This is a genomic window from Zoogloea sp. LCSB751, assembly GCF_002028455.1.
Lineage (GTDB): Bacteria > Pseudomonadota > Gammaproteobacteria > Burkholderiales > Rhodocyclaceae > Zoogloea.
On record NZ_MWUM01000009.1, the window covers coordinates 86,428 to 98,502 of the forward strand.

Here is a 12,075-nt window from a genome sequence, read left to right on the forward strand (position 1 = left end):
TTATGGGATGGACGTGCGGGTAGGGGCATACCGTGACGAAACACCTATGCCGGGAGTTGGGCGAGGGCCTGCTCCAGGTCGGCGATCAGGTCGTCTACGGCTTCTATTCCGATGGACAGGCGCAGCAGGTCGTCGGGGCACAGGCTGCCGGGGCCTTCGACGGGAGCGCGATGCTCGACCAGGCTCTCCACTGCGCCGAGGGAGGTGGCTTCCTTGAAGAGGCGCAGCGCGCCGGCCACGCGGCGGGCACCGATGGCGCCGCCCGTGACGCGAAAGGACAGCATGCCGCCGCAGCCGTCGTGCATCTGGCGTGCGGCGGCAGTGTGATTTGGATCGTCGGGCAGGCCGGGGTAGCGCACCTCGATCACAGCGGGGTGCTCCGCAAGGCGCTGCGCGATGTGAAGGGCCGAGCGGCTCGCGGTCCGGACGCGCGGAAACAGGGTCCGCATGCCCCGTAGCAGCAGCCAGGCCTCGAAGGGGCCGAGTATCGCGCCGGCCTGGCCGCGGTACTGACAGATCGTCTGCCAGTCGTCCGAGTCGGCGCGGGCGACCACCGCGCCGGCAACCACGTCGGAGTGGCCGTTCAGGTATTTGGTCGCCGAATGGACCACGAAGTCGGCACCGAGATCCAGCGGGCGGGTGTGCACCGGCGTCGCCACCGTGGAGTCGACGACGACCCGCGCGCCGTGGGCATGCCCCAGCGCGCTGGCGGCTTCGATGTCGGTGACTTCCCAAGTCGGATTGGCCGGTGTTTCGATCCACAGCAGACGCGGGGGCGGGCCGGAGAGTGCATCCCGCAGGCTGGTCAGGCTGCTGTTCTTATATTCGGCCAGCACAATGCCCCATTGCGCTGCAAAGCGTCGTACCCAGTTGCGTAGCGCCCAGTACATGTTGCGCGGTACGACGAGTTTGTCGCCCGGCTTCAGGATCTGCAGCACCGCGCTGCTGGCCGCCATGCCGGAGGCGAAGAGCCGCGCGGCGTGGCCGTTTTCCAGCTGGCACAACAGGGCTTCGGCCGGATCGTAAGCAGGCGATGCGTCGCGGGCGTACAGCCTGCCGCCGTTCAACTGGCCGTGCTCGTCCCGCGCGTAGGTGGTCGCCATGTGGATGGGGGCAACCACCTCCTGGAAGGGTGGGGCGAGCTGGCCGAGTGCCTGGGCGGCGGCGGTTTCAGGGCTAACGGCGGGTGGACGGACGGGCGTTGAGCTCATGGCTGGTAGGCGACGGGATGGGGGGAACGCGGCGCTATCGCCCACGTTCCCCGTGAGCACCGGATCAGTTCCACGGATGGCGCGGAGGATTGACGCCGTTCAGGTGGTAGTTGCCGATATGGAAGTACTTCCAGCGCACCGGATCGTGCAGGGTGTGGACGCGGGCGTTGCGCCAGTGCCTGTCGAGACCGTGGGTGGCCAGCGTGGCACGGGTGCCGGCCAGTTCGAAGAGGCGGTTGCTCGCTTCGAGGGCGATCTCGGTAGTTAGCACCTTGGATTCCGCCGTCGTGAGGGTGGCTGCGTTGACGGTCTCTTCGCTCGGCGCGGCCAGGGCTTCGTCGATGCGGCGTCCGGCGCGCTCCAGCAGGGCCTCGGCGGCATGGAGGCGGATCGCCAGCTGGCCGACGGTCGAGATCGTCAGCGGATCCTCGGCGGCAGTCTCCTTCCCGCTGTCGATCCACGGACGGCTCTTCTCGCGCACGAAGTTGATGGTGTCGTCCAGGGTGCCGCGGGCGATGCCGGCGTCGATGGCGGCCTGGATGATCTGCGAGATTGCGCCCGCCGCGGTGGGGGTGTCGAAAGCCAGGATAGGCACCACGCGGCTTTTCGGCACGCTCACCTGCTCGATCTTCACCGAGCCCGAGGCGGTGGTGCGCTGACCGAAGCTGGACCAGTCGTTGATGACCGTCAGGCCCGGTGCGTCCCGGTCGGCGAAGACCAGGTAGCCCTTGCCGTCTTCATCCACGGCGACGATGGGAACGACGTGGGCGAGCAGTGCGCCGGTGGTATAGAACTTCTGGCCATGAACGATCACATGGTCGCCCTTGTCGAGCACCTTGGTTTCGAAGGTTGCCACGTTGCGGCTGTTCAGCTCCGAGAAAGCGTTGCCGAAACGGTAACCCTGCAGGGCCAGCCCGAAGAGTTCACGCTTCTGCTCTTCACTTGCATCCAGGCCGATGTGGGCGACGAGCACCAGGTGGTTCTGGGTGATCTGGGCGATGCTGGAGTCTGCTGCGGCGATGATTTCGATGACTTCGGCCACCGTGGCGTAAGAGACACCGGCGCCGCCGTAGGCCTTGGGAACCGTGATGCCCCACAGGCCAGATTGGGAGTAAGCGTCGATCTCGTCGATGGGCAGGAAGCCTTCACGGTCGCGCAGAGCGGCTTCGCGGGCGAACTCCCGTGCCAGCTGACGGGCGACGGCGAGGGCCTCCGCGTCGTCGCGGATCACGTGGGCGGGCTGCGTCGGGCGCGGCCTGGGGGCGAAAGGAAGGGGCGAGTTGACGCGCGGGCGTTCAGCGATGGCGGTGTTTGAAGTGCTCATGGGGGATCCTGTGGTCGAATGCGGGACGGGCGGGGCCGGCAAGGGCACCCGCCCCCGGGCTTACTTGCCGCTGCCGATCTGCCAGATGTACGGCGGCTCGGTGCCGTTGATGCTCCAGTCGCCTACGATGCGCGCCTTGTAGATCAGCGGGTTGTGGGTGGCGACGGTGCGTGCATTGCGCCAGTGCCGATCGAGGGCGCGGGTCTCGCTCGCCGAGGACGCGCCCAGCGCGTTGAAGAGATCGCTCGAGGCGCGGATGATCAGCTCGGAAACGATGATCTGGGCCTTGGCGGACTCGATCTCCGCGTCGATGTTGGCCGCTTTCTCGCGCTCTTCATCGCCGCCGAAGCGTGCCTCGTAGGCCCGCTGGGCCGGCTCGGCGGCCCTGACCGCGGCGGCCTCGGCGGCATAGACCAGCGCCGAGATCTGCCCGATCACCTGCTGCACCTGCACGTCCTGGGCAACCTGCGGGGCGTTGCCGGTGCTGAACACGCGATGCCGCTCCCTTACTGCGCGGGCCGCGTCCCGTTCGACGGCGCGGCCTATACCGGCCTGGACCGCCAGCAGCACGAGCTGATAGAGGGCGGTCTGGTACTTGAAGCGGGTTGCGAAGTCGATGATGTTCTCCGCTTCGACCAGCGCGTTTTCGAAGCGGGAGGTACCGCTGCCGGTGGTACGCTGGCCGAACCCGTCCCAGTCGTCCTTCTGGGTGATGCCGGCCTGGTGCGTGCTGACCGCGGCGATCACGTCGCCGTCGTTGTCCGTCCGCTTGGCGTACACGTCGATCCAGTCGGCAAAGATGCTGCCGGTGCTGTAGTACTTCTCGCCGTTGAGGCGCCATTTGCTGCCGTCCGGAGAAACCCGGGTAATCACGTCGCCGAGCTTGACGGTGCCGACCTCGGTCCAGGCGTTGCCGACGATGTCGCCTTCGACGAAACGCTGGAACCACAGGGCGCGCTGGGGCGAGGGGGCTGCGTTGAGACGGTCCTCGACGAAGGCGAAGTGGCCGCGCAGGGCTTGCGGCAGGTTGGAGTCCGCTTCGGCCAGCTCGATCAGCAGGCGGACCAGTTGGGGCAGGGAGGCACCGCCGCCGCCGAATTCCTTCGGCACGCGGACTGCGCCGAAGCCCGCCTTCTTGAGCCATTCGATGGGTTCGTAGGGCAGCTGGCGCTGGCGCTCCCGCTCCAGCGCGCCTTCGGCGATGCGCGCGAAGATCGGGCGGAAACGGGCCGCCAGGGCCTCGTAGTCCGTGCCGGTGGACAGCGGGTTGTCGTTTCGGGTGTCGCTCATATGGATTGTCCTGGCTATGCGGGGCCGGCCGTCAGGCGGCGGCCAGTTCGGTTTCCCGTTGCGCTTCGAGTTCGCGGACCAGCGGCAGCACGTGTTTGCCGAAGTACTCCACTTCTTCCTGGAAGTGCAGGAAGCCGGTCAGCACGAGATCCACGCCGACGGCCTTGAGGGCGACGATGCGTTCGGCCACCTGGCGCGGCGTTCCGATGAGGTTGGTCTTGAAGCCGTCGTTGTATTGCACGAGGTCTTCGAAGGTGGACTTGGCCCAGTTGCCTTCGCCCTCGGGGCTGGCCTTGCCGGCCTGGGTCACGGCGTCGCCAAAGGCGCGTACGGCAACCGGGTCGGCCTTGTCGATGATTTCCTGGACGACGGCGCGCGCCTCTTCCTCGGTGTCGCGGACGACGACGAAGGCATTCACGCCGACCTTCACCTTGTGGTTGTTGGCGGCGGCCTTGGCTCGGATGTCATCCACCTGGGCCTTGATGCCTTCGACCGTGTTGCCGTTGGTGAAGTACCAGTCGGAGACCCGGGCGGCCATGTCGCGTGCGGCGCGGGAGCTGCCGCCCTGGAAGATTTCGGGGTGGGGCTGCTGCAGGGGCTTCGGCTTGAGGCTGTAGTTGTGGAAACGGTAGAAATCGCCCTTCAGCGTGAAGTCGTCCTGCGTCCAGATGCCTTTGAGCGCCTGGATGAACTCCTCGGAGCGGCGATAACGCTCGTCGTGCTCAAGCCACGGCTCGCCGATTGCGGTGAATTCGCCCTTGAACCAGCCGCTGACGATATTGACCGCGATGCGTCCCTTGGTGAGGTGGTCAATGGTCGCAATCTGCTTGGCCAATACGGCAGGGTGCCAGGGGCCAGGCAGGATGGCGGCAATGACCCGGAGCTTCGTCGTTGCCGCCAGCAGGGCATGGGAAATAGCCACCGATTCGTGCTGGTATTCGGCGCCATATCCGGCGGTAAAGCGGATTTGCGAAAGGGCGTATTCGAAGCCGGCGTCCTCGGCGATTTGGGCGAGGCGGCGGTTATAGTCGATGTCCCAGCTGGTGCGCTGTTCGATCTTGCTGACGACGAGGCCGCCGCTGACATTGGGAACCCAGTAGGCGAATTTGATCGGCGTATTCGATTGGCTCATGAAAGGATCTCCTGGAAGGTGAATGGTGAAAATGGTCTTATTCAGGCTGCCGCAAGCTTTTGCTCGGGTTGGCGGCGTTTCTGCAGAAAGGGCAAGGCGCGGGTGGTGGCCAGTTCGATGCGCGCCTTGAGGCTTTCGCTGCTGACGCGGTAATTGCTGAAGTCCGCTTCGGAGCCATACACGCCGATGGGCAGGGTGTGTGCCTGGAAGAAACTGAACAGCGGCCGGAGCTGATGATCAATGACCAGCGCATGGCGCTCGCTGCCGCCGGTGGCGGCGAGCAGGACCGGTACGTCGATCAAGGCCTCGTGGTGGACAAAATCAAACAAGTGCTTGAAAAGGCCGGTAAAAGAGGCCCGGTACACGGGGCTTGCCACCACCAGCAGGTCAGCCTGTTCGATGGCGTGGATGTCGTCCAGGATGTGGCGGGGGAGATCGGTGGGGGTGACGACGGCGCCCAGTTCGGCGGCAATGCCGGACAGATCGATGATGCGAACGTCCGCCGGCTGGTGGTGGACGAGGCCATTGACGATTTCGTCCACCAGGACACGTGTCCGTGACGGCTTGTACAGTCCGCCGGATACGGCGACGATCTTCGGCTTGGTGCTCATGCAATTTCTCCGGAATTCAATTCATGTGACTGGATGGTTCATCCGCCCTTTGCGGTGTAGAAGGGAAATAGCAGCATCCATGCCAGATGAAATAAAGGCGACGGTTAAGCGAAATAACAGAGAATGAATCTGAAAAATCAGTCTCAATCGGTTGTTGTTTCTATTTTTGGGTGGCCGAATCGTCTTTCTGTGCGCATATTCGGAATAGAGGATTCGGGAAAGCTTATTAATAAAAAGAGAAGTGCTGATTGAGAAGCACTCCATGAGCACCCCGTGCTGCCTGGGAGGCTCTTTCCGGGATTGATCACCGAGAAAGGCGATTCCACGCCGGATCCGGATGGATGAGTTCTGGAGGAAATGGTGGGGATGACTCCAAAGCAGCAACGGCCACCTGGTGAGGGTGGCCGTTGGGACGCCGGGAGGATGTGCGGGGGCTCAGGCTGCGGCCTCAAGGGGAACCCTGCCTGGCGAACGGTCGCGTTCGGTGTGCAGGAGGCCGGTGTCGCCACGTCGATGCGCGATCAGTTGGGCGATGGAAATGATCCGCAGGTCGTGCTGGCAGGCAAAGCGCAGCAAGTCCGGGCGGCGGGCCATGCGGCCGTCGTCCCGCACGATCTCGCACAGCACGCCGCCTGCTTGCAGGCCTGCGAGCGCGACGAGGTCATGGGCGGCTTCCGTGTGCCCGGGGCGGCTGAGCACGCCGCCCTCACGCACGCGCAGGGGGAAGATGTGACCCGGACGGGCGAAATCGCCTGGAGCCGTGGCCGGGTCGGCGAGGGCGCGCAGCGTCGCCGCCCGGTCGCTGGCCGAGATACCGGTGGTGGTGCCGTGCCGGTAATCGACGGTTACGGTGAAGGCCGTGCGGTGGGGGTCGGTATTTTCCCTCACCATCAGGGGCAGGGCGAGCTGGTCCAGGCGGGCGCCGGGGAGTGCGATACAGACGACGCCGCTGGTATGGCGGACCAGAAACGCCATTTTTTCAGGTGTGATCTGTTCGGCAGCGATGATCAGGTCGCCTTCGTTCTCGCGGTCGGCATCGTCCACGACGATGACGAATTCGCCGTTGCGGATCGCGGAGATGGCGTCTTCGACCGGATCGAAAGTGGGGGTGCGAGCAGTGTCATGCATGGTCTGGGTGATCGGCTCAGGAGTAAAAGGAAGGGGTTGGGTAGCTGCCGTTGAGGCTCCAGTCGCCGAGTTCGCGGATCTTGTAGGCCACCGGGTCGTGCAGGGTGTGGGTGCGCAGGTTGCGCCAGAAGCGGTCCAAGCGTAGGGCGGCGGTGGTCGAGCGGGCGCCGGCCACCTCGAACATGCGGCTGGTCAGATCCAGTCCGACCCGGGTGGTGGCAACCTTCGCGGCGGCCACGTTAACCGCCACTTCGCCGCGTTCCGTCTCGCTCAGGTCGAGGTCGCGGGCCCAGGCTGTGTCAAGGGAATGGGCTGCGCGCTCGGTGAGCAGGCGGGCGCCTTCGAGGCCGACCCAGAATTCGCCGTAGGTGCCCAGGACGTAGGGGTCTTCGGTGGCGGCCGCAACCTGCGCCGCCGGCCAGGCGCGGCTTTGTCCGTTGGTGTAGCGACGGGCCTCTGCCAGGGCGCCTTCGGCAATGCCGAGGTAGATATTGGACAGGATCAGCTGGGCGATCAGCGGACGCAGACAGGCGAACGGGGAGCTCAGGGGGCCGGGAACGGCCAGCACTTCGTGTTGTTCGATGCGGACCCGCTCGAAGCGGGCACTGCCGCTGTCGGTCTGGCGCTGGCCCATGTTGTCCCAGTCGGGGAAGAGGTGGATGCCCTCACGATCACGCGGGAGCGCTGCGAGCACCAGTTTGCCGCTGGCCTCATCGATGGCCGAGGCGATCAGCATGTCGGCATCGAGGGCGCCGGAACAGAAGCTCTTCTGGCCGTTGAATTCAAACCCGCCGTCGCGTGGCGTACAGACCGTACGGGTATCCAGCGGGTTCAGGGCGTTGCCCCAGAACCAGTCGTGGCGGACGGTCTTTTCGAACAGGGGACGCCATTGGGCCGCACTGCCGAACAGGCGCACGGTCGCGAGCAGCAGGTGCTGGAAAGCGAAAACGTGGGCGACCGAGCTGTCGACGCGGGCAATCTCCCGGACGACCTGCAGGGTTTCGGTCCAGGTGGCGCCGTGGCCGCCGTATTCGGTCGGGACGATCAGGCCGAGCAGGCCGCTGCGTCTGATCGCATCCCGTTCATCCTTTGGCGTGCCGCCGGCCATATCGCGCTGGACTGCGGTTCGGGCGAACTCGTCGGCAAGGGCTCGGGCGAGGGCCAGGGGGCCGCTGGTGGACGCCCGGAGGACTTTCGTCTCCGGTGCTTCGAGCAGGGTGTGCATGGTTTCTTTCTGTTCTCTCGTGATCGATGGAGGACGGGGGAAGGCTGAACCCCCGGTGATTGGCCGAGGCAGAACAGCAGGGAACGTGCCATTCGCCCTGGCGGCGGAATGGCCGGTTTTCGTGCCAGGAATGCGTGAACGGGAGCACCGATGCGGATTTCGTGCTGCTGTAGAAGCAGTCGAAAAGAAGGGGCTACTGGCGTCGCCTGGAAGAGCCTTAATTGAGGCGCACCCGCATCTGTTGTGCTGATTTAAGAGCACCCTTGTGACCATCTTGCTGACCGTTGCGCACGGCGAGTGCTGAGTTGGCAGCAACCTCTGTGGAACGCCGCGGAAAACTTCGTGGCACGCTTCCTGCGAAGCGTTCCCCGTCTTCTGTATTCCGGAGTTTCCGATTTGACCTCTGTGTTGACTGAGCCCCATGGCGACTCCCGCGAGATCCTCGCGCTGGATACCCCCATCAGGATCGCCGAGCGGCTTGCCGAGCAATTCGCCATCACTGCACCTGAGCGGGATACGTTGGGCGGGACGCCGAAGGCGGAGCGCGATGCCCTGCGCAGCAGTGGGCTGCTGGCATTGTCGATTCCCACCGAATACGGAGGTCTCGGCGCCAGTTGGCGCGAGACCATGGACGTGATTCGGGTCCTGTCCCGGGCCGACAGTTCGATCGGCCATGTCTTCGCCTTTCAGCACCTCATGCTGGCCACGGTGCGCCTGTTCTCAAGGCCGGATCAATGGGGTGCCTGGTTCGAGCAGACCGCGCGCCACAACTGGTTCTGGGGCAACGCGCTGAATCCGCTCGACCGTCGCACGGCCAGTCGTCGCCTGGACGGCTGGTACGAGTTTTCCGGCAAGAAGAGCTTCTGTTCGGGGGCCTTTGACTCCGAGATGCTGATCGTCTCGGCCTATGAGCAGGAAGAGGCCCGCAAGCTGATCATCGCGGCGATTCCCACGGCCCGCAGCGGGGTGAACGTGATCCAGGACTGGGACAATTTCGGCCAGCGGCAGACTGACAGCGGCAGTGTCAATTTCGAGCGGGTCCGCATCGAGGAGCAGGAGGTGCTTGCCGACCCGGGGCCACTCAGCACGCCGTTTGCGTGCCTGCGTCCGCTGATTGCCCAGCTGATCCTGACCAATATTTATGCCGGCATCGCCGAGGGCGCCTATGCGGACGCCCGCAAGTACAGCTTGAACGAGGCCCGACCGTGGCACCGTTCGCTGGCGGAGCGTTTCGAGGACGACCCCTACGTCCTGCATCACTACGGCGAATTCTGGGCGAGTCTCGATGCGGTGCGGGTGATGGCCGAGCGCGCCGCAGACATGCTGGACGCGGGCTGGCAGAAGGGCGAGCTTCTGACGGAGGTGGAGCGGGGCGAGATCGCGCTGGCGATTGCTTCTGCCAAGGTGTTGGCCACGCGTACCGGGCTGGACCTGTGCACCCGCATGTTCGAGGTGACCGGTGCGCGCGCTACCCACGCCGGGCTGGGACTGGATCGCTACTGGCGCAATCTGCGCACCCACACCATGCACGATCCCATCGATTACAAACTCTTGGAGCTAGGTGAATGGGCGTTGAAGCAGCAATACCCGAAGCCGACGTTTTACTCGTGAACGACGACATACCTACCTATTCCGAGCGCGCGGCCCGAGTGGACGACCATCCCGAGCTCGTTTCGTTTGCCGGTGGACAAGAAGGGCGTGTGGACGGCCGGCTGTTGACGATGCCGAATCCGGAGGTCCTGTCCAAGTCGATCCGCGCCACGGCACAGGTGTTCGAGGATCCGAAGTCCAAGGCCTTGCTGGCGCGCATCCAGCTCGTCGCACCCAGCGAAGCCAATGTCCTGATCATCGGCGACACGGGAACCGGCAAGGAACTCATCGCGCGGCACGTCCATGCGCTGAGTACCCGTCGCAACGGCCCGTTTGTGGCGGTCAATTGTGGTGCATTTTCCGAGTCCCTCGTGGAAAGCGAGCTGTTCGGGCATGAGAAGGGGGCTTTCACGGGGGCCTTTTCGTCGAAGGCCGGCTGGTTCGAAGCGGCCAACGAAGGCACCTTGTTTCTCGACGAGATCGGTGACCTGCCGCTCAACATCCAGGTCAAGCTCCTGCGCGTCCTGCAGGAGCGCGAGGTTGTCCGTCTGGGGGCGCGTAAGCCGGTACCGATCAACGTCCGCCTCATCGCGGCGACCAACGTCAGGCTGGAAGAAGCGGTCAAGGCGGGCCACTTTCGCGAGGACCTGTTCTACCGCCTGCGGGTCGTGCACCTCGAACTGCATCCGCTGCGCGAGCGTCCTGGCGACATCCTTCCGCTGACCCGGCATTTCGTCAATCAATACCGCCGCCGGCTCGGCTACGGTGAGGTGACGATCCGCCCGGATACCGAGCAGAAGCTGTGTCAGCACGACTGGCCGGGCAACATCCGCGAACTCGAGAATGTCATTCACCACGGTCTGCTGATCGCCAAGAATGCAGTATTGAGGCCGGAAGACCTTTATCTGTCCACGCTCAAGCTTGATCGGAGTGCCGCGCCGACGCCCGACGTGGTGGCGGACCAGGCGGTCGATCAACTGGAAAAGGCCTTGCTGGCGCTCTTCGAAGAGTGCCACGAAGACCTGTTCGACAAGATCGAAGAGGTGGTGATGCGCGCGGCCTACCAATATTGTCATTGCAACCAGGTGCAGGCTGCGCGCCTGCTGGGGGTCAGCCGCAACGTCATCCGCGCGCGCCTGATCAAGATCGGGGCCATCTCGGCCCTGAAATAGCCACCCGATGCGGCGACCGACCGGTTGCCGCGTCCGCGGGGGCAATCGAAGAACACGGGGGTTCCCGATGGATAGCAAGATGAAATCCCGAACGCATGGCGCTCACGCCCCCTTGGCGGCGCTGGAGGCATTTCGGCGTGGCGATGTGGTGGTGCTGGCCCCTTCCCCCCGGCAGGGGGGCGGGGCTTGTCTCGTGGCCGCTCTGGAAAACGTGAGCGACGGCACCCTGTCCTTTCTGCGCCGCCACACCCGGGGCATGGTGAGCGTGCTGTTGCCCGATCGCCAACTGCACGGTATCCGGCTGTTCCTGTCGCGTCTCGAAGATCCCGACGGCACGGCGCTCGTGCATCGTCTGAAGGGCTTTCCCGGCGAGCGCACGGAGCAGGGGCCCGCGGACGGGCTGCTGCCCTTGTTGCATGCCCTCGCCGGCAATCCCGCCGATGCCGAGCGCATTGCTGTCGAATTTGGCGACCCCTTTGTCGCCATGAGCGGCGCCGGAACACTCAGCTGGCCGGACAGCGACCCGGTCGTCTCCTGTCTGACCCGCCGCTCAGGGCTTGCCGATGCGGCGTTGATCTGTTCCCTGTTCGACGACCGGGGGCGCTATCTCCAGGGGCCGGAGGTGGCTGCCTTCGCCATCGCCCATGGGGTCCCGGTGATTCATCCGGAGGATCTGGAGGGACAGGCGGCGGATGCCGGCCTGCGCGTCGCCCATGTTGCATCGTCGCGGCTGCCGACCCGCCACGGTGAGTTCATCCTGCATGCCTATCGTTCCGCCCTCGACGGTGCGGAGCATGCGGTCCTCGTGTGGGGGGACGTCGCGGAGCAGGATGACGTCCCGGTCCGCCTGCATTCGGAATGTCTGACGGGCGATGCGTTCGGCTCCCTGCGCTGCGATTGCGGCCCGCAGCTCGACATGTCCCTCGCCCGCATCGCCGCCGGGCGCTGTGGACTGTTGATTTACTTGCGCGGACACGAGGGGCGCGGCATCGGTCTCGGACACAAGGTGCGCGCCTACGCCTTGCAGGACGAGGGGCTCGATACCGTCGATGCAAATGTGGCGCTGGGCTTGCCGGTCGATGCGCGCAGTTTCGTTTGCGCGGCCGACATCCTGAGGGATCTCCGGGTGCGTTCGGTGCACCTGCTCAGCAACAATCCGAAGAAGCGGGACGAACTCGTGCGTGCCGGTATTCCGGTCCATCGCGTCATTCCTGTCGTTCCGCCGAGTACCCAGGAAAATGTCCGCTATCTGCGCACCAAGAAAGCCAGAATGGGGCATGACCTGCCTTTCGAATGAATTGGCGTCTGAAGTGAATATCGGCCCCGCAAGGGGCTTTTTCATTTTTGTGCTTCAGAAAGGCATTTCCGAATGCCGGGTGCTTTCCTGAAAGC

10 protein-coding genes are annotated in these 12,075 nt (G+C 64.8%); 3 read left to right on the top strand and 7 right to left on the bottom strand.

Annotated elements, in window-relative coordinates; translation table 11 throughout:
- Positions 1 to 44: 44 nt before the first annotated feature.
- The 7 genes from B4920_RS12380 to B4920_RS12410 all read right to left on the bottom strand — a co-directional run bounded on the left by B4920_RS12380 (position 45) and on the right by B4920_RS12410 (position 7,921).
- Positions 45 to 1,211, bottom strand: coding sequence for a PLP-dependent aspartate aminotransferase family protein (locus B4920_RS12380; protein ID WP_079434994.1), 1,167 nt, complete (start codon positions 1,209 to 1,211; stop codon positions 45 to 47).
- A 64-nt stretch (positions 1,212 to 1,275) separates the two neighbouring features.
- On the bottom strand, positions 1,276 to 2,535 hold the full coding sequence (locus tag B4920_RS12385; protein ID WP_079434995.1) for an SfnB family sulfur acquisition oxidoreductase: 1,260 nt from the start codon (positions 2,533 to 2,535) through the stop codon (positions 1,276 to 1,278).
- Positions 2,536 to 2,595: 60 nt separating this feature from the next.
- Positions 2,596 to 3,825: an acyl-CoA dehydrogenase family protein gene (locus B4920_RS12390; protein WP_079434996.1), complete on the bottom strand. Its 1,230-nt coding sequence runs from the start codon at positions 3,823 to 3,825 to the stop codon at positions 2,596 to 2,598.
- Positions 3,826 to 3,856: 31 nt separating this feature from the next.
- The gene (gene sfnG, locus B4920_RS12395) at positions 3,857 to 4,957 is read right to left on the bottom strand and encodes a dimethylsulfone monooxygenase SfnG (RefSeq protein ID WP_079434997.1); all 1,101 of its coding nucleotides are present in this window, start codon (positions 4,955 to 4,957) and stop codon (positions 3,857 to 3,859) included.
- Between the two features lie 41 nt (positions 4,958 to 4,998).
- On the bottom strand, positions 4,999 to 5,568 hold the full coding sequence (gene msuE, locus B4920_RS12400; protein WP_079434998.1) for an FMN reductase: 570 nt from the start codon (positions 5,566 to 5,568) through the stop codon (positions 4,999 to 5,001).
- Between the two features lie 435 nt (positions 5,569 to 6,003).
- Positions 6,004 to 6,696, bottom strand: a complete 693-nt coding sequence (gene ribB, locus B4920_RS12405; protein ID WP_079434999.1) for a 3,4-dihydroxy-2-butanone-4-phosphate synthase — start codon at positions 6,694 to 6,696, stop codon at positions 6,004 to 6,006.
- A 16-nt stretch (positions 6,697 to 6,712) separates the two neighbouring features.
- Positions 6,713 to 7,921, bottom strand: coding sequence for an acyl-CoA dehydrogenase family protein (locus tag B4920_RS12410; protein WP_079435000.1), 1,209 nt, complete (start codon positions 7,919 to 7,921; stop codon positions 6,713 to 6,715).
- 405 nt (positions 7,922 to 8,326) lie between these two features.
- Between B4920_RS12410 and B4920_RS12415 the strand changes: the two genes are divergently transcribed.
- The 3 genes from B4920_RS12415 (at position 8,327) to ribA (ending at position 11,980) form a co-directional block, all read left to right on the top strand.
- A complete protein-coding gene (locus B4920_RS12415; protein WP_216819863.1) occupies positions 8,327 to 9,532 on the top strand; it encodes an acyl-CoA dehydrogenase family protein in 1,206 nt (401 codons plus the stop codon).
- Positions 9,529 to 10,683 carry a sigma-54-dependent Fis family transcriptional regulator gene (locus B4920_RS12420; RefSeq protein ID WP_305847117.1) on the top strand — a complete coding sequence of 385 codons (1,155 nt, stop codon included), beginning with the start codon at positions 9,529 to 9,531 and terminating at the stop codon, positions 10,681 to 10,683. Before B4920_RS12415 ends, B4920_RS12420 begins: the two co-directional genes overlap by 4 nt.
- Positions 10,684 to 10,762: 79 nt before the next feature.
- The gene (gene ribA / locus B4920_RS12425) at positions 10,763 to 11,980 is read left to right on the top strand and encodes a GTP cyclohydrolase II (protein WP_161493295.1); all 1,218 of its coding nucleotides are present in this window, start codon (positions 10,763 to 10,765) and stop codon (positions 11,978 to 11,980) included.
- Positions 11,981 to 12,075: the final 95 nt, after the last annotated feature.